This window comes from Thermodiscus maritimus, from assembly GCF_055382595.1.
This window is the reverse complement of the sequence record NZ_AP042434.1, coordinates 1,328,596-1,349,976: the sequence shown is the minus strand read 5'-3', so window position 1 is coordinate 1,349,976 and position 21,381 is coordinate 1,328,596. Positions and strand designations below refer to the sequence as shown.

General features: G+C 54.6%; 21 protein-coding genes and 1 rRNA gene. 14 read left to right on the top strand and 8 right to left on the bottom strand.

The window, feature by feature from the left end:
- Positions 1 to 78: 78 nt before the first annotated feature.
- From ribH to ACZ47H_RS07575, 3 genes are read left to right on the top strand one after another with little or no spacing between them, the layout of a single operon-like run.
- The gene (gene ribH, locus ACZ47H_RS07585) at positions 79 to 537 is read left to right on the top strand and encodes a 6,7-dimethyl-8-ribityllumazine synthase (RefSeq protein WP_464933079.1); all 459 of its coding nucleotides are present in this window, start codon (positions 79 to 81) and stop codon (positions 535 to 537) included.
- Positions 538 to 566: 29 nt separating this feature from the next.
- Positions 567 to 1,295 (top strand): GTP cyclohydrolase IIa, encoded by a 729-nt coding sequence (locus ACZ47H_RS07580; protein WP_464933078.1) that lies wholly within the window; start codon positions 567 to 569, stop codon positions 1,293 to 1,295.
- Positions 1,296 to 1,338: 43 nt separating this feature from the next.
- Complete coding sequence (locus tag ACZ47H_RS07575) at positions 1,339 to 2,097, top strand: hypothetical protein (protein WP_464933077.1); 759 nt, start codon at positions 1,339 to 1,341, stop codon at positions 2,095 to 2,097.
- Here ACZ47H_RS07575 and ribC read toward each other — a convergent pair.
- The 5 genes from ribC to ACZ47H_RS07550 all read right to left on the bottom strand — a co-directional run bounded on the left by ribC (position 2,073) and on the right by ACZ47H_RS07550 (position 5,338).
- Positions 2,073 to 2,540 carry a riboflavin synthase gene (gene ribC / locus ACZ47H_RS07570; protein ID WP_464933076.1) on the bottom strand — a complete coding sequence of 156 codons (468 nt, stop codon included), beginning with the start codon at positions 2,538 to 2,540 and terminating at the stop codon, positions 2,073 to 2,075. The genes ACZ47H_RS07575 and ribC overlap by 25 nt on opposite strands.
- Positions 2,515 to 3,204 (bottom strand): 3,4-dihydroxy-2-butanone-4-phosphate synthase, encoded by a 690-nt coding sequence (locus ACZ47H_RS07565; protein WP_464933075.1) that lies wholly within the window; start codon positions 3,202 to 3,204, stop codon positions 2,515 to 2,517. Before ACZ47H_RS07565 ends, ribC begins: the two co-directional genes overlap by 26 nt.
- Complete coding sequence (locus tag ACZ47H_RS07560) at positions 3,179 to 3,685, bottom strand: hypothetical protein (protein WP_464933074.1); 507 nt, start codon at positions 3,683 to 3,685, stop codon at positions 3,179 to 3,181. The genes ACZ47H_RS07565 and ACZ47H_RS07560 overlap by 26 nt, the downstream gene beginning before the upstream one ends.
- A 107-nt stretch (positions 3,686 to 3,792) precedes the next feature.
- Positions 3,793 to 4,710, bottom strand: a complete 918-nt coding sequence (locus tag ACZ47H_RS07555) for a hypothetical protein (protein WP_464933073.1) — start codon at positions 4,708 to 4,710, stop codon at positions 3,793 to 3,795.
- A 13-nt stretch (positions 4,711 to 4,723) separates the two neighbouring features.
- On the bottom strand, positions 4,724 to 5,338 hold the full coding sequence (locus tag ACZ47H_RS07550; RefSeq protein WP_464933072.1) for a stage II sporulation protein M: 615 nt from the start codon (positions 5,336 to 5,338) through the stop codon (positions 4,724 to 4,726).
- Between the two features lie 144 nt (positions 5,339 to 5,482).
- Between ACZ47H_RS07550 and ACZ47H_RS07545 the strand changes: the two genes are divergently transcribed.
- A complete protein-coding gene (locus ACZ47H_RS07545; protein WP_464933071.1) occupies positions 5,483 to 6,229 on the top strand; it encodes a DUF2192 domain-containing protein in 747 nt (248 codons plus the stop codon).
- An 86-nt stretch (positions 6,230 to 6,315) separates the two neighbouring features.
- Positions 6,316 to 7,227, top strand: a complete 912-nt coding sequence (locus ACZ47H_RS07540; RefSeq protein ID WP_464933070.1) for a CBS domain-containing protein — start codon at positions 6,316 to 6,318, stop codon at positions 7,225 to 7,227.
- Here the strand turns inward: ACZ47H_RS07540 and ACZ47H_RS07535 are convergent.
- Positions 7,217 to 9,844 (bottom strand): ATP-dependent helicase, encoded by a 2,628-nt coding sequence (locus ACZ47H_RS07535; protein ID WP_464933069.1) that lies wholly within the window; start codon positions 9,842 to 9,844, stop codon positions 7,217 to 7,219. The genes ACZ47H_RS07540 and ACZ47H_RS07535 overlap by 11 nt on opposite strands.
- A gap of 183 nt (positions 9,845 to 10,027) precedes the next feature.
- Here ACZ47H_RS07535 and glnA point away from each other — a divergent pair, with 183 nt between their 5' ends.
- The 5 genes from glnA (at position 10,028) to ACZ47H_RS07510 (ending at position 15,136) form a co-directional block, all read left to right on the top strand.
- Positions 10,028 to 11,371 (top strand): type I glutamate--ammonia ligase, encoded by a 1,344-nt coding sequence (gene glnA / locus ACZ47H_RS07530; protein ID WP_464933068.1) that lies wholly within the window; start codon positions 10,028 to 10,030, stop codon positions 11,369 to 11,371.
- Positions 11,372 to 11,469: 98 nt separating this feature from the next.
- The gene (locus tag ACZ47H_RS07525) at positions 11,470 to 12,225 is read left to right on the top strand and encodes a KaiC domain-containing protein (RefSeq protein WP_464933067.1); all 756 of its coding nucleotides are present in this window, start codon (positions 11,470 to 11,472) and stop codon (positions 12,223 to 12,225) included.
- A 64-nt stretch (positions 12,226 to 12,289) separates the two neighbouring features.
- Complete coding sequence (locus tag ACZ47H_RS07520; protein WP_464933066.1) at positions 12,290 to 13,582, top strand: IMP dehydrogenase; 1,293 nt, start codon at positions 12,290 to 12,292, stop codon at positions 13,580 to 13,582.
- Positions 13,583 to 13,593: 11 nt separating this feature from the next.
- Positions 13,594 to 14,037, top strand: a complete 444-nt coding sequence (locus tag ACZ47H_RS07515) for a PPC domain-containing DNA-binding protein (RefSeq protein ID WP_464933065.1) — start codon at positions 13,594 to 13,596, stop codon at positions 14,035 to 14,037.
- A 16-nt stretch (positions 14,038 to 14,053) separates the two neighbouring features.
- On the top strand, positions 14,054 to 15,136 hold the full coding sequence (locus ACZ47H_RS07510) for a DUF711 family protein (RefSeq protein WP_464933064.1): 1,083 nt from the start codon (positions 14,054 to 14,056) through the stop codon (positions 15,134 to 15,136).
- Here the strand turns inward: ACZ47H_RS07510 and ACZ47H_RS07505 are convergent.
- Positions 15,133 to 15,699, bottom strand: coding sequence for a tRNA-wybutosine modification methyltransferase TYW3 (locus ACZ47H_RS07505; protein WP_464933063.1), 567 nt, complete (start codon positions 15,697 to 15,699; stop codon positions 15,133 to 15,135). The two genes, ACZ47H_RS07510 and ACZ47H_RS07505, sit on opposite strands and share 4 nt — an antisense overlap.
- A gap of 88 nt (positions 15,700 to 15,787) precedes the next feature.
- Between ACZ47H_RS07505 and ACZ47H_RS07500 the strand changes: the two genes are divergently transcribed.
- From ACZ47H_RS07500 to ACZ47H_RS07485, 4 genes are all read left to right on the top strand, one after another.
- Entirely contained in the window at positions 15,788 to 17,755 is a 1,968-nt protein-coding gene (locus ACZ47H_RS07500) for an arginine--tRNA ligase (protein WP_464933062.1), read from the top strand.
- A gap of 112 nt (positions 17,756 to 17,867) precedes the next feature.
- The gene (locus tag ACZ47H_RS07495; protein ID WP_464933061.1) at positions 17,868 to 18,953 is read left to right on the top strand and encodes a magnesium transporter; all 1,086 of its coding nucleotides are present in this window, start codon (positions 17,868 to 17,870) and stop codon (positions 18,951 to 18,953) included.
- 13 nt (positions 18,954 to 18,966) lie between these two features.
- Positions 18,967 to 19,539 (top strand): hypothetical protein, encoded by a 573-nt coding sequence (locus tag ACZ47H_RS07490; protein ID WP_464933060.1) that lies wholly within the window; start codon positions 18,967 to 18,969, stop codon positions 19,537 to 19,539.
- On the top strand, positions 19,523 to 20,875 hold the full coding sequence (locus tag ACZ47H_RS07485; protein WP_464933059.1) for a hypothetical protein: 1,353 nt from the start codon (positions 19,523 to 19,525) through the stop codon (positions 20,873 to 20,875). The genes ACZ47H_RS07490 and ACZ47H_RS07485 overlap by 17 nt, the downstream gene beginning before the upstream one ends.
- Positions 20,876 to 21,124: 249 nt before the next feature.
- Here ACZ47H_RS07485 and rrf read toward each other — a convergent pair.
- A 5S ribosomal RNA gene (gene rrf / locus ACZ47H_RS07480) occupies positions 21,125 to 21,244 on the bottom strand.
- Between the last annotated feature and the right edge of the window lie 137 nt (positions 21,245 to 21,381).

Genomic DNA, 21,381 nt, shown 5'->3' with positions numbered 1-21,381 from the left:
ATGCCACGTCACCGCCCGCCCACTAGTATCATTAAATTATATTCTAGTGCGCCGGGTTTTAGCGTTGGTGGAAGGGTATTGAGTGGCGAGAGGCTGGCCCTTGTAGTTTCGGAGTTCAACTATGACGTCACGCACCTCATGCTAGAGAAGGCTCTCAGCCACGCCAAGTTCCTTGGAGCCATGGTTACCGTGGTCTTCAAGGTGCCTGGAACCTATGACTTACCCTACGGGGTCAAGCAGGTTATTGGGCTCGACTACGTCGATGCAGTTGTAGCTCTAGGCGCTGTGATAGAAGGGGAGACGGAGCACGATGAGGTGGTAGCCCACCAGGCGGCGCGAAAGCTCCTAGACCTGGGTATCGAGTATGGGAAGCCCGTCACGCTTGGAGTAATAGGTCCCGGTGCCAGCAGGATGCAGGCTCTCGAGAGGGCTGAGGAGTACGCTAGGAGAGCCGTGGAGGCGGCTGTTAAGCTAGTAAGGAGGGCCCGCGTCCTCGAGAAGGCGGAGTATGAAGGAGGAGTATTAGAGATTGAGTAGCAGCCCTAAGGGTCTCCATGGTGGAAGAGATGCTGAAGACTAGAATGGCCCTATTAGAACTCGTAGGGTATAGGGAGTGGACTGAGTCCATAGGCAATGATAGAGAATGGAGGCTCCAGATCACCCAGTCCAACATATACAAGGAGATACAGGAGGCCGCTGCCCAGAGGAGGGGATTCGTCCTCCCCATGAGATACGACTACATGGTCATTGTAGCCTCCAACATGGGCGAAGAAGACCTACGCCACGTATATGATGTGGCGAGGCGAGTATCCCCAGTACCCGTGAGGATGGCGTCGACTTGCAGTGATACTCCTGTAGACGCGGTTGAGGAAGCATGGAGATATATGAGGGGCTCCGAGGAGGGCTTCATCTATCAGCCCTGCCCCATGGATAACGAGGCTGTGATCGCCGGCCACTTCGACATCAACGGGATAACAGCGATGACTAGAAGGCTCGGCGTACTAACAACCTACAACACCATGCTACATGTAGTATCAGAGGTGGAGACGAGGGCTCATTATAGGGGCGCCATAGCCCAGTACCTTGGGGGCGATAACGTGCTCGTAATACTCCCCTACAACAAGTACACTGAGATAATCGAGGAGCTAATTGCAGTCCACGACTTAAAGGTGGGGGTCGGCATAGCAGGAGATGCCAGAAGCGCGCTCTCCCTAGCCGCCGAAGCCCTCCACGAGATAAGGATTGGAGCCAGGCAGGATAGGGTGAATGTAAAGGCGAGTATTGCTACTAACTAATACATAAGCTCACCCTACTATTATTAGTAGATGGGGGACACTAGTGGAAAATGATGAGAAGACTGTCCTAAAACTAGAGCTGACAAGAGCCCAGTACCTCGCACTGGAGAAGGTGGCTAAAAAGCAGGGTTATCCTCTAGTAACTGACTTCCTAAGAGCCCTTGTGGCTGAGATTGCTTCCGGCACCTCTGAAAGAGAACTACCCAGAACAGATATTGGTGATCTCATTGAGACGCTCACAAAGAGGCTGGAGAGGAGGATCGAGGATATTCTAAACCCCTTTACCGCTAAGATCGATGAGGTTAACAGGAGGCTCAGCCAGATCCTGGAACTCCTCGAAGCCTTACAGGAGCAGCAAGCTGAGGCTTCCGCCCGCGAGAAGCTGGAGAAGCCCGCACCCCGCGCCGAGAGGGTTGAGAGAGCCTCCAGGCAGAGGAGGCCCTCGGCTATGGAGAAGTTGAAGGAGCAGAAAGTCGTTTTTTATAGCGACGTTGCATGGATGAAGGCTCCGGAGAAGTTGTTCGAGAAGCTCAGCAGGGAGGGCGCGCTGGTATTCGAGGCCTACGGGGAGCTGGTGGGGGTGGATCCAGAGTTTTGGAGCGAGTTCACCAGTCTCCTAGCAGAGCTTAGCATAAGCGACCCGGACAAGGTTGGCACCCTGCTCTCCGCGAAGCTCGGCGAACAGGCTAGGAGGCTCTTCGAGAAGCTCAAGAAGGCGGGGCTAGCATACTACGATCGCGATAGGGGGGTTTGGGTCGTATCGGTTGGGGCTGGGAGTCAGAGGGGGCCCACATCAGGGTAGCCCTGTCTCAGCCCCTTGCCAGCCTCCCTTACTAGAGCCTCTGGTCCACGTTGGAGTAGGAGCGCCAGGTTCCTCGCATGCTTTACTACTCTATCAACTGCTATGCTTTTGAGCTTCTCAGGGTCTCCGGGAGCCTCGTCCTCGTGAACAGTTACGTCGATAACTATCTTGCCGGTGAGGATCTCTACCAGTATCAACCCGACGCTCGCTGCGAGATATGATAGCTTATCGGCCTCCCTCCCACCTATCCATCCCAGCGTTATTACCCCCTCGCATCCAGTGTCGAGGAGGCGCTTCGCCGCACCAGGCAGGTCCTTGACGCCTGGGACCGTGTGGCGTATGATCTTGTAGCCTGGGAGGTGCTTCTCGAGGGTCTCAACAGCTATGCTACCCATATCTACCCTTGCGAAGGTCGTGTCAACGACTCCAACACACTTTCTCATTCCTGCACGCCTCTATTATGCGTGAGCCCTCTACTATAGGCCACCCTTTCTCCTCTGAGAGGCTCTTGGCTTTTTCTATGCTTAGGCTCACCCCGTAGTCCAGCATCTCAGCGAATACCACGCTTGGCTTTAGTCCTGCTAGGGTTGAGAGTGAGATGCTGAGCTCAGTGTGTCCTCTTCTCTCATGGAGGCTTCTTGCGGCGAGGACCGGCACGTGTCCTGGAGCCTGGAACTCTTCAAGGAACATCCTCCTCGCCTCTCCTGCACCCCGAGAATAGTATGTCTCAACCACCTCGTTGAGCGCTCTCACAGTCTTTGCCCTGTCAATATCCGAGATGCCTGTTTTGACTGACATGTGGTTCACCCATATGGTGAATGCCGGCCTATCACCGTACCCCAGCCTCTTCAGCGTAAGGGGCTTTAGTGGATCATACATTGAGATGAGGGTGTCCCCCCACGTTAGGCCTAGATCGGACGCGATCCTCCAATCGGTAGCGTAGCAGATCAGCCCTCCAGCCCTTGTCCTAAGCAGGTTTATCCTCGCCTCGTCAACCTTGGAAGCATGAAATACCATATCGACCTCGCTCTCCCTATCGCTACCATCGAATATGAGAACGGGCATTCCGCTTCTAAGAGCCTCAATTGCCTCTTCTAGCGGGTCCATACTCCTTCACCGCCACTATCACTGTTAGGGTTAGCAGGGCGATAGCCACCACAGCTTCGACTGGAATCGAGTCTCCACGAGGCATTTTATCAGTGTCTACATTACTCCCCCTTTCACCCTCAACTACAGGTATAAATACGCTGGTCCCACCGCCCCCAGTTTTTTCAGGAGGCGCTGGTGTAGTAGTGGTTTGATTCTCCATTGCAGCTATCCTCTCGACATCCACTCCTCCCCCGGGAAGGATGAGGGTTAGGGAATCATTGTAGCCTAGCCGGAGGGGGGATATTGATCTGGTAGATATCTCGAGGAGGCATCCCTCATCCGTCGACTTCTCAACGGAGGGGATTATGGTTATGGAAACCCCGTGCTTTACTACTTCTATTGTTGAGGGACACTTGCTTGTATTGAGCTTCACCCACAGATCCACGTAGCCCCCGCTACACGTCGCATTGACAAGCGTGACTTCATTGCCTGAAGCCATTACCCTATACGATGATGTCTCTCCAACACAGTAGAGAACCTGCCCCCCAGCCCACGCTACCACTACTAAAGCCAATAAGAGGGCTGAGAGGCCTGTAGCGGATGCTGCTAGCATGTGTCTTCGAGGCGTGACGCCATCGCCCCCACTACCCGCTTGATTCTAGCCCTGATCACGGGTGGCTTTAACTGGGTTGGCGAGCCGTCGAGTACTATGCTAGATGGGCCCGCCTCATCCCACCTCGCAATCTCTAGGATGGGGTACTGTTCCTCAACCACGTCTGTCGTTTTCAGCCTAACAGTAGGTATCGATTCTATCGTTGGCATCACGCCGGGGAAGCTGGAGAGGAGTAGGCCCACTAGGTGCATCTGGGTCTCTGCTTGCTTTTTACCCGCTACAAGCGAGAACTCTGTAGTGCCTAGAGAGGCTACGAACCCCATATGACTGGCGAACTCGAGCTGTGACACCACATGCTTTATCTCTCCCCGTTCGATGTGCTGATAAGCTGTTTGCCAGTAAACCGTTTTTGGCCTAAGCGCGTTGAATATTGGAGGCATCTCTCCACCCCCGATTGGCACGTATATTTCGCCTTCTAGTGGAGAGTCTCTTACTCCCAGGGCGCAGGCGTAGGCGAGGGTCCCTCGTGGGATGATAAGCGTGTTACCCTCTATCCCCCGGCAATAATCGTAGGTCTTGGTGATCGCATCTTCAATATACCCTGATACTATTGATATTATACAGGACCTGAGCTTATCCAAGCCCATCCCTATAAGATTGGGTATCCTAGTAACTCTATCGGCGACGATCTCTAGGAACGCAGACATGTTTCTAGCAAAGCCGGAATACCTCGCTAAAACAAGGATCCTTTCACCAGCCGCCCCTATAACCGTTGAGGGAAGTAATTCCTCCCCCTCCCTGACTCGCCCGGCGTCTAGGAGCTTGTATAGTCCAAGGAGTACCTCTGCGGGCGAGTCTGCGGCGCCCGCCCCATAGCTCACCGCCCGCTCCAAGACCTTCCTAGCATCCATAATGCAACACCCTCTAAGATAGCAGGAGGAGGAGCACGATCGCAATGAGTGGGGTGATAAAGGCCTCAATCAGGGCTGAAAAGACCAGCATTGTTATGCTTAGAATAATATTCCTCTTAATGATCCTTAGGAGTTCAACCCTTCTAGACCATAGGATATCCACCAGGTATAGGGCTATCGTAGCGGATACTGATATTGCTGGAAGCTCTATGGAGCCATGGGGGAGTAGCAGGGAGGCTATAACGCTCCCCGCTACCCCAGTGTTAAGAGCATTATATATTACGTATCCAATTATCATTGCATTCACAGCTATAATAGAAAACGGGACTATTACAGTGACTCCGAGCAGCCCTGAGATTATACTAACGAGACTATTCCGTATGAAGATATAGAATGGAATGACGAGGTACCTGACTCCTGTAAAGGACCTCGCGGACTCCTTTATCTCCTCCGAGCTTCCCTCGATGTAGCCTCCCAGCGGGGTCCTTGCAATATCTGGCCAGTAGTAGCTGGAGGCGATTATCAGGATAGAGAATATGACTAGAACTGTGAGTGTCTTTGCAACCATCTCATTATCCATTAAATAGTCGTCTATCACGTTCACAGCTCGGCGCTTCCCTCCAGGCAAACCACTTATCCATAACTATAATTATGGGGGTTGATAAATCCCATCACCCGGCCTAATATGTGGAATTGGCCGCCTCCTAACTGGAGGGGCGCGGGTAGATGCTAGAGAAGAGCTCTGACTAAGGCAGACGAGGTGGAAGCCAGTATGGTCGTGAGAAGCAAGGATGTTCAGAGAAGACTATCAGTCCTAATGGACCTTTGGAATAAGATTATTGATATGTGGGAGAGCGGTGAAAAGCTGGATAGGAGGAGGATTATAGAACTTCTCAAGAACGCTTATGGGGAGGAGAAGCTATCGCCCCTACGAGGCGCCAGCGAGCCGGAGGACATTTATGATAAGGAGCTTGCCAGCCTCTACGTAGTCGGCAAGTATGGTATGGGCTTGGACAAGCAGTACCCTAAACTCTTCGACGAGATATTCACTAATGAGATCCGCTACGATAAAGCAATAGACATACTCTTAACCGAGGATCCCGAGACTGCGAGGGATAAGATCCTGGCCCTTATGGGTGGGAGGCTCGACGATAACACGGTTGCAAGGATCTTTAGGATGAAGTTTACCGAGATATACTTCGGCTTCAGCGATGAGGAGGGGCTTGCGAGGCTACTGAAGGCCTTCATAAAAGCATTCCCAGAGAAGGAGAGAGTCGCCGTCAAGTACGCTAGATTCTATATAGCCTTCAAGGTCGCCGCGATGATCTATAGGGGGGAGGTGCGGGATAGGATTACTAAGGAGGCGTTGAAACAGGCGACAGCCTTATCATTCTCTGAGCTCCAGGGGGCTATACCAGACGATTCGTACATCGAGAAGATAGCGACAGGGGTGTTTAAGGTCAGGAGGAACTTCCTCCGGAATATTCTCGGCGGCGGGAGGAAGAAGACAGCTAAGTGATAAAAGATAGATATACCTCTTCAAAGCAGGATCCTCACAATTTTATATACCACAACACATGACAACTAACCACCACGGGAATAATAATGGTTGTATTAACTGAGACGCAGAAAAACATACTGAAAGTGCTAGTAGACCTCTATGAAAAGAAGGGAAGAAAACAGATGGTGAAGAGCAAGGAGGTTGCCAAGCTCCTCAACAAGGACGAGGGGACCGTTAGGAACGTTATAATGATGCTGAAGAACATGGGGCTTGTCGAGAGCAGGACTGGACCTGCTGGAGGGTATGTTCCAACCCTAAAGGCCTACGAGGTTCTAGGGGCCCCGTCTACGTATACTCACCTGGGCTATGGCTACCTTATCGTGTACAAGAAGGATGGCGTGAAGAGGCTGCCGGCTGTTAGGATGGAGATTATCAACCTGTTCAAGCCCGAGAAGTCAAAAGCTCTCACCCGGGTAGGTGGCGATATTAGTGGAGTGGAGGTAAACGATAGGGTTAGGGTGGAGAGCGGACCCTCTGGGAAGCTTATAGTTGAGGGTAGAGTGAGTAAGGTAAACCCTCAGGGGAGTGAGGTCCTCATAGATATTGACAAGCTCGTTATAATCCCGGATGAGCTGGTGGGTAGGGTTGCCACGAGAAACCTCTTCACAATAAAATCAGATATGAGTATCAGGGAGGCCGCGAGAGCGCTGTATGAGAGGAAGATAAGGGGTGCCCCGGTTGTGGATGAATCTAAAAAGGTTATAGGATTCATAACAACCACGGATATATCCATGATAGTTGGTACCGGTGGAGATCTGGACGCTCCCGTCTCCAAGTATATGAGAAGGAATGTCTTCACGATTAACGAGCACGAGACTATTATTGAGGCTATGAAGCTTATGGACGTCTACGGGGTTGGAAGGCTCCTTGTAATCGATAATGCGGGGAATCCTGTCGGGATTGTGACGAGGACCGACATACTCCGCTTCATACTCTCACTCCAAACTACTGGCTAGCCCTCTCCCCCAGATACTCTAGTATCTTCTTATTCAATAATGCGAGGAGCTTCTTCCTATCCTCCATTAACACCACGTCGGTCTCACCCCTCACAACCATCGAGTGGGCGAAGGGGGATGGGTACTCGAGCGGCCCCTTAAATACTACTCTGACCTCCCTCTTCTTGATCCACTCTAAGACCCTCTCGGCATTAGCTATATCCATGTAGTCCTCTAGGATCTCCCTGTAAGTCTCTCGCACCACTGGATGGTCGGGGTAGTTCCTAAGGAGTACCTTTAGGAGGTGCTGGGCGCTTAGCTGCATCCTCTCCGGAGACCTCTCCCTACCCCTGTATCTTCTCAGTATCATGAAGCTCCTCTGGGCGGCGTGACGGAACCTTCTCTTCATTAGCTCGGTGTGCTTTACTACATCCTCGAGTGTTTTCCTCGCGTCCGCCTCTAACACTTTTTCGAATAGCTCCTTCAAGATCTTCCTTGTCGGCCTAGCCTTCACGGTTAGCATGAACCCGTTGTCAGTCACCGTTATCCTTACCGGTAGGCTTATGATGTTGGAGAGGATGCTGGCGAATATTCTCGATAGGGCGTCGTTCACCCTCCTACCGTAGAGGGTGTGGAATACAATGCCCCAGTAATCGTTTTCGTCGGGGAAGTACTCTACAAGTATGAGCTTGTCGCTCGGCACTACCCCAGCATACCTTAGCTGTAATGTGAAGTATTCGACTATTATCTCCGCCGCATGCTTTTCCAGCCTATACTCTTCCACGAGGATTTTGACAGCCTCATCCCTCTTATCTGGTAGAAGGCTTGAAATCCTCCTCCTGAACTCTCCAACCTTTAGGGCGCTGTCGAAGCTTAGGGGGAGCATCTCGCTGAACCAGCTGGGGACGGTTGGCTTCGCTCCTTTCGCCGGCTCGACTATCAGCTTGTTCCCATCACTTTTTATGAACTTGAATGTTCTACCCGACAAGACGAATATGTCTCCAGGCACCAGTATCTCAGCGAACTCCTCTTCAACGTTGCCTACGTATTTTCCATCTCTGGTCACAACCTTAACGTCTGCCTCATCGGGTATGGTTCCAGAGTTGAGCTGGTAGATCATCCTAGCACTCCTCTTCCTCCCAAAGACGCCCTCCTCGGGATCATACCATAGCTTCGAGTATACCTTCTCATCCTCCATACCATACTTTCCAGCCAGGTATTCGAGGACTCCTATGAAGTCCTCCCAACGCAGCTTATGGTAGGGGTAGCTCCTCTTGACAAGCCTATAAGCCTCCTCCACACTCCACTTCTTCTCGATACTCATCCCCACTAGGTGCTGGGCTAGAACGTCGAGCGGGCAGCAAGGTATCCTCACCCTGTCTATGAACCGATCCATAGCCGCCTTCGCCAGGACCGTGCACTCGACCAGGTCGTCCCTGTCGACAACGATAATCCTCCCCTTGCTGACCGCACGTATATGGTGGCCCGCCCTCCCAATCCTTTGGAGGAGCCTGCTCACACTCTTAGGACTGCTGAGGAGGACCACCAGGTCTATGTAGCCTATATCAATCCCCAGCTCGAGGCTGGTGCTGGACACCACTACTTTCAGCTCGCCCCTCTTAAGCTTCTCCTCAACCTCAAGCCTAACCTTCCTTGAGAGGCTAGAGTGGTGCGCTTCAACCATATCGGCCTCTAGGAACTCGTCCTCTCCAAGCAGTGACCTCAGCTTATAGACAACCCTCTCAGTAGCACTCCTCGTATTCGTGAATACCAGAGTAGTCCTATGCCTCCTTATGAGGTCTAGGAGAAGCTCGTAGATGGCGTTGTTAACCTTCTCGGCGGGATCATTTATCAGGTCAACCTTGGGGGTCAGCACCCTAATATCGAGGGGCTTAGCGAACCTGGCGTCAACGATCCTAACCTCCCTGGGAGTACCATTATCATTGTAGCCCGCCAGGAACCTTGCAACCTCCTCTAATGGGGCTATTGTGGCGGACATCCCGATCCTCTGCAGGCTCCCTCCAGCCTCCTCTACGAGGTAGTTGAGCCTCTCAATTGATAGGGCGAGGTGAGTGCCCCTCTTGCTCGATGCCAACTCGTGGATCTCGTCGACGATAACCCACCTAGTGGTTCTAAGCCTCTCCCGGAACTTTGGAGCAACAAGAGCTATGGAGAGGCTCTCTGGGGTGGTTATGAGGATGTGAGGAGGCTTCCGGAGCATCTTCTGCTTAACACTCTGCGGTGTGTCGCTCGTCCGGACCATAACTCTTACATCGCCGAGCTCGTACCCCATCTCCCCCGCGAGGGCCCTGATCTCTTCCAGCGGGACTATCAGGTTCCGGTGCATGTCGTTGTTGAGGGCCCGGAGGGGGGAGACGTAGACAGCGTATATTTTGTCCTCAAGCATCCCCTTTTCAGACAGCCTGAGGAGCTCGTCTATTATAGCGGTGAATGCTGCCAGGGTCTTACCGGTCCCGGTTGGACTCGAGATCAAAACATTATAGCCTGCCTTGATGAGTGGTATCGCCTCCCTCTGGGGTACAGTGAGGCCCCCATACTTCCTCCTAAACCACTCTGCCACGTATGGTGCTAGGCTTGATAGCACATCCTCGTCTCGCGTTGACAGTAGCTGGCTCATACCCCATAGCCCTATAATGCATTCTACCTCATGGAGTTTATAGGCTGGAGTAATACTAGTATAGAATAGTATCTACACTAATCGACATATCTGGAATAATCCATCCTCAGTTCAAAACACATATATCACGGTTCCCGGGCCTGGGGTTAGCCGTGTTTGCGTTCCTGGCCAAGAGGGGATAGTATGACGGGTCCGGGCTTAAAGGAGGGATCTATTATACTGTTCCAGTACGTGGATCTGGCCGGCTTCCTCAGGAGCCTAGAATCCAGATACGATGGAGGTGGTTTCGAGGCCCGATTCGATGGTAGTAGCGTCATCGGCTTCCAGGGGATCGAGGACAGCGACCTCATGCTAAAAGGCGATCCCGAGACCCTCAGGAGGATCCCATGGGCAGAGAACCTCTACAGGATACTATCCATGATACACCTTCCCAGCGGTGAGCGCTATAACAGGGACCCTAGGTATATTGCGGAGAAGGTTTCAAAGTACAGCGTTGAGGAGTTCGGCCTAGAGCCTCTCGTCGGCGTTGAGGTCGAATTCTTCATCATTGATAGCCTAGACGTTGACACCAGCACTCCGGAGGCAGGGCTAGGATACAGCCTCACATCCCAAGAGCACCCGTGGGAGACCAACTCAGTGGGGGAGGTGAAGAAGGCCTACCACTCCGTTGAGCCGGTGGACAGGCTCCTCCACTATAGGCTCCTCCTACACAAGTACATGGAAGAGGTAGGGTACTCGGGGCTAGAGGTAACCCACCACGAGGTTGCACTGGCGCAGGTTGAGGCAGAGATACGGGCGGGATCCCCCCTGGTCATCGCCGACGACGTTATCACGCTGAAGTGGGTCGCGAGGGCGCTGGCCGAGGCTGAGGGTAAGCTCGCCCTCTTCATGCCCAAGCCCGTCTACCGCGACAACGGGAGCGGAATGCACATGCACATAAGCCTCTGGAAGGGCAAGGAGAACACCTTCGTAGACAGTGAAGGCGGCTTAACCCAGACTGCTAGATCATTCATGGCAGGCATACTAGAACACGCCTCGAGCCTCGCCGCACTAGTAGCCCCTACAACCAACAGCTATAGGAGGCTCGTTCCAGGCTACGAGGCCCCCGTCTACATTTGTTGGGGCTATAGGAACAGAAGTGCCATGATAAGGGTCCCCGCATACGACGATGCGAGTAAAGCGAGGATCGAGTTTAGGACCCCCGACCCCTCCTCGAACCCATACCTCGCAATAGCCGCGACGATAATGGCTGGACTAGACGGGGTGAGGAAGAGGCTTGATCCCGGAGACCCGCTCGACAAGAACGCCTACACCCTGACAGCGGAGGAGAGGAGGAGGCTTGGCATCAAGATGCTGCCCAAGAGCCTAGATGAAGCCCTTGACCACCTAGAGTCAGACCACGAGTACCTGAAGCCCGTCTTCGACGACGATGTGATAGAGGCCTATATCGATGTGAAGAGGAAGGAGGCTGAACTAGTTAGGACAGCCCCCCACCCCATGGAATTCCGCCTCTATGGAGGCCTCTAGGAGCCCCAAATGACCTGTTAGGTGACTTGTCACTCCATTCTTTAATCAACTTAATTAACTCGAACCCTCTCCATATTAGTTTAAGGAGGTGTTTGTTCATGGTAGAGAGGATTAAGACAGGAATACCTGGATTAGACGAGATACTGTATGGAGGGATCCCTAAGAGGAACGTTGTCCTACTAAGCGGTGGCCCCGGCACGGGGAAGTCAATATTCTCATACCAGTACCTGTGGAACGGCTTGAAGAACGGTGAGCCGGGCGTATTCGTCGCCCTAGAGGAGCACCCGGTGCAGGTTAGGATCAACATGTCCCAGTTCGGCTGGGACGTGAGGCCCTACGAGAAGGAGGGCACATTCGCAATCGTCGACGCCTTCACCAGCGGTATAGGAGAGGCGGCTAAAAAGGAGCGCTACGTTGTAAGTGATCCAGAGGACGTTGGACTCCTAGTCGACGTGCTGAAGCAGGCGATAAGGGATACCGGGGCGGTTAGGGTAGCCGTCGACTCTGTCTCAACACTCTACCTGGCTAAGCCCGTGCTGGCGAGGAGGACTGTTATGACTCTCAAGAGGGTCCTCTCGGGCCTTGGGACGACGAGTATACTGGTAAGCCAGGTCTCGGTGACTGAGAGGGGATTCGGGGGCCCCGGTGTCGAGCACGCGGCTGATGGGATCATAAGGCTGGACCTGGACGAGGTGGAGGGCGAGCTGGTAAGGAGCATGATCGTGTGGAAGATGAGGGGCACCCGCCACAGTATGAGGAGGCACCCATTCGAGATAACCGATAAGGGGATAATCGTCTACCCGGACAAGGTCGTCAGGATCGGTAGGAGCTTCAGCATAGAAACACTACGCTAGAGGCTGGCGTCGTGGGCAAACCCTATAACCCGTGGGGGAGACAACCCCCAGCCGGTGTAATAGTATGGGTAGCAAGATAATTGGAGAATATCTCACATTCGACGACGTAGTAATAGTTCCCGGACTAGCACCGGTAGACCCCGCAGAGGTCAACATTACCGGGTACGCCTCTAAGAGCATAATGCTCCCCATACCCGTCCTATCTAGCCCGATGGATACTGTTACAGAGCACAGGCTAGCAGTTCTCCTCGCCCGTATGGGTGGGCTGGGGGTCATACACAGGAACCTGGACGCCGACTCCCAGGCGAGAGAGGTGCAGTTGGTCAAGAAGTCTAACCCCAGCCTATGGGCTGAGGTTCCCCGTGTAGACTCGCCGGAGGCGTTGGAGGATCTCCTCTTAAGGCTTGAGGAGACTGGTGCGAGGGCCGCCATTATATATCATGGAGGGGTCCCCGCGGGGATCTATATTGAGCGGGGTGCGGACCACGAGTATTGGGCTGGTAAGGCTAGTGCCATGATAACCCTACTAGAGCTGGTAAACCCCGCCCCCCTAACCGATGAGATGGGCTACCTCATGGTTGGGGCGGCTGTGAGCCCCTTCGACGTCGAGAGGGCTAGGAAGCTGGAGAAGGCCGGCGCAGACCTCCTCGTCACAGACGTGGCCCACCTCCACAATGAGGGAGCTATCACTGCGCTGAAGGAGCTTGTTGACTCCGTCAGCATAGATGTAGTGGCCGGGAATATTGGGACAAGGGAGGCGGCGCTAGACATTCTCTCCAGAGTCGAGGGTGTAGCGGGGCTGAGGGTAGGGATTTCGAGCGGGAGCATATGCAGCACCGGGGAAGTTGCGGGGGCCGCTGTTCCTACCCTCCAAGCGGTCCTAAACGTAGTAGACGCTCTGGAGGAGCTTGGCCTCCACGGGAAGATCCCGGTTATTGCTGACGGTGGCATAAGGAACCCGGGCGACGCTGCGAAAGCCATCATTGCTGGAGCTAGCAGCGTGATGACTGGGAGGCTGTTCGCCGGCACCGAGGAGGCTCCCAGCAGGAAGGTGAGGGTTGGCGGTAGAGTCTACAAGACCTATCGTGGAATGGCGAGCAGGGGCGCTATGGAGAGGAGGCACGCCAGCGACAGGTACTCGAAGCCGAGCAAGGTGCTGGAGGAGGGAGTTGAGGGCCTCGTACCCTACAGGGGAAGCGCTATGGTGACTCTCATGGAGCTCGCGACTGGCCTCCAGGCCGCCCTCGGATACGCTGGAGCCGCGAGTATCCGGGAAGCGTGGGAGAAGGGCAGGCTGGCGAGGATAACCCCTATAGGCTCTAACGAGATAAAACCCCACGACATACTCACAAAGTAGGGTGTAAGTGAATGGTGCAGGGTAAGCTTCTAGCCTCTCAGGGCAGGATGATCTTCCTGAGACTAGAGGATGGAGCACGGCTCCCCCAGGCCATAGACGAGGTTCTAGAAGCCCAGGGGATAGGCTTCGCCATGATCCAGGGGATAGGAGGGATCCGGTGGGCCCGCCTCGGAGTATTCAGCCCCAGCGAGAAGAGGTATTACACGATAGACGTTGAAGCCGAGCCCGGGAGGACCCTTGAGCTAGTATCCCTCTCCGGCAACAGTGTTCTAGGCCCCGATGGAACATACTATACTCATATACACGCCGCTCTAGCCAAGAAGCAGAAAGAGGTATACGCTGGCCACGTTGTAGAGGCTGAGGTGTCACCGCTCGCAGAGATCTTCATAATCGAGGCTACGGCTCCAGTGGAGGAGGCGAGGAGGCTCCTCTCCAACAGGTGGGGAGAAGATTAGAAGGGGGCTGTGGGGATTGACGGGAGAATACAAGATCCGGATGCTCACACTCCACCTAGACTGCAGGCGCCTCGACGACCCCATTGAAGCGCTGGAAGAATATTCTAGCCTGCTGGCCGAGGCCTCGGATAAAGTCTACCTGGAGACAGGCAACAGTGTCTGGACCCGTAGGATCGTGCTGGACTACTGTGACAGGTCAACGAGCCTAGGGATCGTTGAGGGCTACCAGCCCGAAGACACCCTAGTCTCGCTTGGAGCCTATGATGCACGGGAGCTGGACGCTGGCCTGCTGGATAGGATAAGCGAAGAGGGGTTCTTCGCCTCCATACTCCTCCACGAGGGCTCCTGGGAGGAGGCCAGGCATGTGAGCAGGATCATCCACAGGCTAGCGGAGGTGGACCCTAGCCGCGCTACTAGGGTCGGGGTGAACGTGCTGGGTGAGAGGATCAACACGCCCTACTTCCCCCTAGCCTCGACAGTCAAGCACGGGACCCTAACGGCCGGGCTGCTCTACCCCAACTACCTCCTAGACTCGTATAGGAGGGATGGGTACAGGGGCCTAGTAGAGGCCGCTAGAGAGGCTGCAAGTACAGCGTGGGATGCGCTGGAAGCCGCCGCGGAGACGGTGGGTGCTCAACCCTTAGGCGTAGACTTAAGCGTTTCTCCATGGATGGAGGAGTCCTCCCTCGCCCTAGTAGAGTACGTGGCTGGCGTGAGGCTCCCAGAGGCCGGCTTCGCCCACGGCCTAGCAGTTGTGAACAGGGCTGTAGCCGAGGCCGCCTCCGGGCTGAAGGCAGTGGGCTTCAACGAGGTCCAGCTACCTGTAGCGGAGGATGCTAAGTTGAAGGCGAGGGTCTCCGAGCTGGAGGCGACGGCTAGGGACCTAGCCAGGCTCTCGGGCGTCTGCCTAGCAGGCCTCGACCTCGCCGTTGTCCCGGCTAGTATAGACTATGTTGCGGGGCTAATACTTGAAACTAGGGGATACGCGCTCTCTAAGGGGAAGACGCTCGGAGTGAGAATTGTTCCAGTCGAGGATGTAGAGCCAGGCGACAAGGTTTACCTGGACAAGTTCGGGGAGACCCCGGTTATGAGGCCCTAGCATCTCAGCTGGAGAAGGCATGACTCCAGCCTCTCCAACTTCTCCTTATACCTAGACAGTATCGTGCAGAGGCTCTCCAAGACATGCTGGGGGGCAGGGAGGAAGACGTGGACCTTGTCATACGCGGCTACTTCAACGTGGTAGCCGCAAGGCCTCATCCTCTTATACCCGGCTCTAGCGAAGCCAGCCTGCACCGCGCAGGAGACGATCCTCTCAGCAACTTCCTGGCTCCTGGCGGCTATGTGGAGTATTGGTGGCTGGAGGCTCACCCATGTAAGACCTCCACTCGCAGAGGGGTCCCTCGCCTCTCCTACGATCTCCCTGCACTCGATGGGGTCGTGGGATGAAGCGATTATACTAGAGCCCCTCTTATCGAACACGTCTCTCCCCGTGATCACCGCGACCCTTCCACTGCAGCTGCTGGTGGTGAATACGCAGTCCCCCCTCCTATTAAACTCGTGGAGGAATCCTTCTATATCATAGTCGACGAGGCCCCTACGAGAATGCTCCTCCAACCTATCCAAGGCCTCCCTGCGAGCCCTCTCCCACTCTCCGCACTCCATCCCGCCTAGACCATTAACGGCGGGCGGATAGTCGGCTATAATATAATGGGCGTCTCTAGAATACTCGGTTTGACGGCGGGGATAGTTCATGGCAGAGGAGAGAATCGACCCCTACACTAAGGTGCACAGAGCCCTAGCCGAAATAATAGCGGAGCTGGCTGGAGTAGACGTCCAGGAAGTCTCATGGCTCATAACAGTCCCGTCGAGGAGGGAATACGGAGACCTATCAGTCCCCCTCATGAGGTATGCCAGGAGAGCAGGGTCTAGCCTGGAGGAGCTCTACGCTAGAGTCGCCGAATCCCTGGAAACCAAGCACCTGCCCGTCTCGAAGACCAGCCTCGACGGGGGCTACATGAATATAGTCCTAGACGTTCCAAGAATGGTAAAGGAGCTTGCAAGCCTCCTAAAGACGGGGTGGACTGTAAGGCTCCCATCCGCAGAGCATCCTAGAAGGATCGTGGTCGAGCACACCAGCGCTAACCCGATACACCCGCTCCACATGGGGCATGCAAGGAACACTAGTATCGGGGACACTCTAGCCAGGCTCCTGCGGGCGAGGGGGCACATGGTCAACACTAGATTCTACATTGACGACGTCGGCAAGCAGGTAGCGATTGCAGCGTATGGGTTTAGAATACTCGGAGTCGACCCCCTAGAGGAGAGCAGGAGGCTCGGGCTAAAACCGGACCACTTCGTTGGATGGGTCTACGCCACCACCCACTCTTCGATGGAGGCGGTCGCCCTTAGGAGGAAGCTGGATGAGGCAGGGGAGGAGGAGAAGCCGAGGATCCGGGAGGAGCTAGATGACCTCATGGCCACCCTAGCGAATCTTAAAGAGAGGGACCCCGCATCATACTTCGACAAGATCTTCAACCATATAGCATCAGCAGGGGACAGCGAGGAGGAGCTTAGAGCGATAATGATACGGTATGAGAGGGGAGAGGAGCCGGAGAAATCCCTCATAAGACGCGTCACCTCCACAGTCCTCGAGGGCTTTAGGGAGAGCCTCTCGAGGATAGGCGTCTCCTTCGACGCATGGGACTGGGAGAGCGATCTGGTGTGGAGTGGAAGGGTTGCCAGGATTATAGAGGAGGCTAGGAGCAGCAAGTACTACATACGCTACAAGGATGCCGACGCAATAGATATCCCTCGGATAATAAGGGAGGTTCTAATGAGGGATGAGGAGGCTAGGAGGAAGATCCGGCTACCTAAGGGATGGGAGATCCCGCCCCTCATACTGGTGAGGAGTGATGGCACCACACTCTACACGACGAGGGACATGGCTTACACTCTATACAAGTATGAGGTCTTCAACGCGGATAGCGTTGTTAACGTTATAGGCGCTGACCAGAGGCTGGCGCAGCTCCAGCTAAGAATAGCGCTCCTCGGCCTGGGCTATAGGAGGGAGGCGCTGAACCTGATCCACTACGACTACGAGATGGTACGCCTCCCCGGAGTGAGGATGAGCGGGAGGAGAGGCAGGTTCGTCGACATGGACTCCATGCTGGACTCGCTAAAGTTTAGGGCTGAGGAGGAGGTGCGGAAGAGGAACCCCGACGCCCCAAGCGAGTGGGTGGAGAGGGTGGCAGAGCAGATAGCGGTGGGCGCCCTCCGATTCACCCTCGTAAGAACTAACGCTCCCAGACCCGTTGTCTTCGACCCCGTGAAGGTGTTGGATCTCGAGCAGAATACGGGTCCCTACCTCCAATACACTCACGCCAGGGCGTGTGGGATCATGATGAAGCACGGCAGAGTCAACTACGAGGCTATAGACTATGATGCCTGCAGGGAGGAGAAGAGGAGGAGCCTCCTCCTAATGACGATGAGGTACCCGCTTGTAGCGGCGAAGGCCGCGGATGACATGGCTCCAGAGGACCTCGCAGTATACCTACTGAGGCTGGCAGACGTTTTCAACAGCTGGTATCAATCCGACCCCGTACTCCGGGAGCCCGATGAAGGGGCTAGAGAGTGCAAGGCTCTCATAGTCGAATACTTTAGGCAGACCATGAGGCACGGCTTAAGCCTGCTAGGCGTCCCCGCTCCGGAGCGGATGTAGGCGGTGAGGGGCGAGCGAACTGAGGTGGAGGATAAGGGCGAGGAAGTGGATACTTGGAGAGGCCAGTCTTAGGGGGGCGCTCCAGGTAGCTCTGGGCCTCCACACAGCTAACGTGGGGGACCTCTTCAACATAATCCTCCTAGCGACCTTCACGGGATTCCTCGTCTCACACCCCGAGGCCCTAGCGCTCCTCCCAAGCCTAGCGGCTATGAGGGGGGCTGTCGTGACCAGCATGGCCTCCAGGGTTTCAACCGGGCTCCACCTCGGAGTAATTGAGGCTTCCACGGCGAGGGTTTTAAGGCGGGAGATGCCGACACTGATAGCATTAGCACTTACTACCAGCGTATACGCTGCACTCATCATATCCGCAACTTCAAGCTACCCGGCTGGAGTAGAGGTTAGCATTGCAACTATATCGGGGTTCCTCTCCATACTATTCCTAGCCCCCCTAAGCGCCTACATAGCCACTCTAGGATTCCGGTTAAACCTAGATCCAGACAGGTACATGGCGCCGGTACTCACAGTTATAGGAGACATCTCGACATCTCCAACTATAGTCGCGGTGGTCCTCCTGCTAAATCATGCTAGGCTAGACGAGACCCTGCTAGCCCTCATCCTAGTCTACCTCTCCCTAACCCTCCTCTTCATCCTTCTAAGAGGCTTTCCCGGCAGGAAGAAGCTCCTACTCGAGTCCCTCGCAGCGCTGGGAGTGGTGGGGCTCCTAGAAGCTTATGCTGGAAACCTCCTCGTAGGCTACGCACAGATACTCTTAGCGGTCGGAGTAATCCACGCAGTCCCCAGCATAATGGAGGATGTTGGTGCAGCTGTCAGCGTGATAGCCTCGAAGCTGTCTACGCTCACCCACCTATATGGTATCCAGGACACGGTTAAGATGACGCCAGCAATCCTACTGGAGGTCCTCCTAGGGAGCATCACGCCCCTCCTAGTATTATCCGGGATCACAATAGCTACATCCAGTATAGCCGGGATCACATCTAGCCCGTGGAGGGTGGTTTACGTGATACTCGGAGGCGGGGTCCTCGGGATACTAGTGTTCTCGACTATCGCCCTAGCACTAGTTTACCTGAGTGTACGGGGCAGTTTAGACCCTGACAACGTAGTGATCCCCCTGCTAACCTCCACAGTCGACGCCTTCACAATACCCCTCCTCGTAGCGGTCTCCACGCTTATCGTATAGGAGGGATCATCCCATGACGCGGGACGAGCTGGAATCATTCAAGAAGAGACAATTCGCCTATACAGCCTCTATAATAGCCTCCGGCCTCCTAGGAGCACTATACCTCGAATACTACAACACTGGAGGAGATGGTATTCTCGCCCTGATAGTAGTAGGGATAGCACTGGCCCTGGCTGGAGGCTACTGGTTCATGGCTGCTAAGCCGAAAATCGAGGAGGCAGAGGCGCTCCTACAATGGTGTGAGGGACCCTTAACCTACCATCCTAGAAGGCACAGCTTCACCTGTAAACGGGGAGAGACCCTACTCTGCTATAACTACGCATCCAGCGCGAAGTACTATGCGGTGAGATTTAAGGAGGTTATTGCATCAAGGAAGATCACTCCATTAACGCCTCTAGACTACTATTGTGTAAAGTATATTGGCGGAAGGATGAGTGAGGAGGACGGCTTGCGATTATATGAGGGGCTGTTCGAGTCGCTCTCCAACACGAGGAACATGATCTTAAAAGGCGAGGGGACGATAATAGCAGGCAGGGATCTTGAGCGGGTAATGGGTAAAGTGAACAGCCTTGGAGAAGCCTCTTAAAGCAACGGTAGCAGTATACACCCTGATAATGATTGCCTCCCTAACACTCCTACCGCTCACAGGGGGTTCGAGTAATTATACCCTCATAGAACTCGGTCCTCTTCCAAGAGACTTCCAGGAGCAGGCGAACACCCTATACTATGATGGCGAGGATACGCTGGTTGTTAAAGCAGTAAAGCAGGGGGGAGTCGACATACTCTACACTACTGGAGGAGAGACGGTATCATACACTCTAGCCGGAGTCTCAAACGTCTTCTCAGCCTGCAAGCTGGGGGACAGGTTGATAGTTGAGGGTAGGGACCCCAATTATAACGCAGTGCTAGCAGTGCTGGGAGATAATCCTAGGTCTCTGCATATCATCCACACTAAAGCCCCCCTCCCCGCGGATAATGGGGGAGTCTACTGCGGCAAGGATGGGCCCGTAATAATAGCCTCCTTCCCAGGTAAGGTCGCGATACTGAGTGTTAACCTATCCAGCGGGAAGGCGGTAGGAGTCCTCCTACCGGGAGAGTACATTACATCCGCGCACGGCGGAGAAGACCTCTACATAGGGTTAAGCTACAATGCATCCACCATGGTCATACAGTATGACCTGGGCGAGAGGCGGGTCTCCGCGAGCTACAGGGTAGAGTCGGGGGAGCTGTACAAGCTACTATACTCGGACAAGCCATACGCAGTCCTACTCTCAAAGACGAAGGCACTAGTAGCCCCAATCCACAAGGGAACCGTAGACGCCCTTACAATAACCTATAACGGTATCAGTGCTCCAAAGGTTGAAGCAGTAAAGGAGCGGGAGGGGAACCTCTACATTCTCTCAAGGCCGCCCGCCGGCTGGATGCAGGTTGTTGAGGTGAGAGATGGTGTGACCTCCAACGTGGAGGTAATGTATAATGGATTATACTCCTTCCAAGAAGCGGGGACCCTTGAGGAAGGGCTCTTCTGGACAGCAGGGGTCCTCTACAATGACTCCTCGAGGCTCATTACTATAGCGTTGATCCACAGGGATGGAGTCGCTATCGTAGGGAGAGATACCGGGAGTATTCTAGCTGGTAAGAAGACCACTAGCAGGCCCAGTATAGAATGGGAGCGGGTCGTCTTCCAACCGATAAACGTCACCGGTGAAAGGGTGGAGGCAACACTATCAGTCTATAACACTACGATCACGGGGCCCCGGAGCCTCTCTATACAGGCCAGCGTCTACGGGGACGGTCAGGATCCTGTGAGAGCCTTCCTCTCCAGCCTAGCGTTAACCCTAGCATTCACTCTACCAGTATACACTTCTTCGAAAATCTACCTTGAACCCAAACATTTATCTCCCAGGAGAGAGGAGGATTAACGCGACTGGCGGGGACCTCTCCCCGCAGACGCCCGCGGGACCGCGGGACGGCGTGAAGCGGGGTTCCGCAGTCCACAACTCATTATATGAGCATGTAGCTTAGAGCAGTTTCTTCCGGTCCACTTACGGCCGAGCTCCACCCGGGGGACCCTTAAGGGTTAAGGTGGAAGCATCTTTTCCGGAGGCTGTCGTTTAGAAATCAACCGTAATGGTCTCTTGCTTGGGGGGAGTATGTAGGAGGGTAGTGCCCGGTCCCAGCTTGGGGGCCCTGCGGGGCCTCTCGGACCCCACTGGGTCCCCCAACGCGGCCGGCTTAACTGCCGGGTTCGATATGAGTCCGGGTGTTTCCCGGCCGCTATGGCCGGGCCGGGCGGGTGATATTGTTTGGAGCAGGGGGTTTTTAAACCTTACTCTCACCACTCCAGGGCACAGAGGGTAGTCACCGGGTGATACCGGGCTCTATCTCTGATACCCTCACCAAGCCCATAGATCCTGTAGTGGAGCAG

Excerpts from the sequence above, each read along its gene's own strand:
- ACZ47H_RS07580 (WP_464933078.1), top strand. The coding sequence starts at position 567 with ATGCTGAAGACTAGAATGGCCCTATTAGAACTCGTAGGGTATAGGGAG.
- ribC (WP_464933076.1), bottom strand. The coding sequence starts at position 2,540 with ATGAGAAAGTGTGTTGGAGTCGTTGACACGACCTTCGCAAGGGTAGAT.
- ACZ47H_RS07565 (WP_464933075.1), bottom strand. The coding sequence starts at position 3,204 with ATGGACCCGCTAGAAGAGGCAATTGAGGCTCTTAGAAGCGGAATGCCC.
- ACZ47H_RS07560 (WP_464933074.1), bottom strand. The coding sequence starts at position 3,685 with ATGGCTTCAGGCAATGAAGTCACGCTTGTCAATGCGACGTGTAGCGGG.
- ACZ47H_RS07555 (WP_464933073.1), bottom strand. The coding sequence starts at position 4,710 with ATGGATGCTAGGAAGGTCTTGGAGCGGGCGGTGAGCTATGGGGCGGGC.
- ACZ47H_RS07545 (WP_464933071.1), top strand. The coding sequence starts at position 5,483 with ATGGTCGTGAGAAGCAAGGATGTTCAGAGAAGACTATCAGTCCTAATG.
- ACZ47H_RS07540 (WP_464933070.1), top strand. The coding sequence starts at position 6,316 with ATGGTTGTATTAACTGAGACGCAGAAAAACATACTGAAAGTGCTAGTA.
- ACZ47H_RS07535 (WP_464933069.1), bottom strand. The coding sequence starts at position 9,844 with ATGAGCCAGCTACTGTCAACGCGAGACGAGGATGTGCTATCAAGCCTA.
- glnA (WP_464933068.1), top strand. The coding sequence starts at position 10,028 with ATGACGGGTCCGGGCTTAAAGGAGGGATCTATTATACTGTTCCAGTAC.
- ACZ47H_RS07525 (WP_464933067.1), top strand. The coding sequence starts at position 11,470 with ATGGTAGAGAGGATTAAGACAGGAATACCTGGATTAGACGAGATACTG.
- ACZ47H_RS07520 (WP_464933066.1), top strand. The coding sequence starts at position 12,290 with ATGGGTAGCAAGATAATTGGAGAATATCTCACATTCGACGACGTAGTA.
- ACZ47H_RS07515 (WP_464933065.1), top strand. The coding sequence starts at position 13,594 with ATGGTGCAGGGTAAGCTTCTAGCCTCTCAGGGCAGGATGATCTTCCTG.
- ACZ47H_RS07505 (WP_464933063.1), bottom strand. The coding sequence starts at position 15,699 with ATGGAGTGCGGAGAGTGGGAGAGGGCTCGCAGGGAGGCCTTGGATAGG.
- ACZ47H_RS07500 (WP_464933062.1), top strand. The coding sequence starts at position 15,788 with ATGGCAGAGGAGAGAATCGACCCCTACACTAAGGTGCACAGAGCCCTA.
- ACZ47H_RS07490 (WP_464933060.1), top strand. The coding sequence starts at position 18,967 with ATGACGCGGGACGAGCTGGAATCATTCAAGAAGAGACAATTCGCCTAT.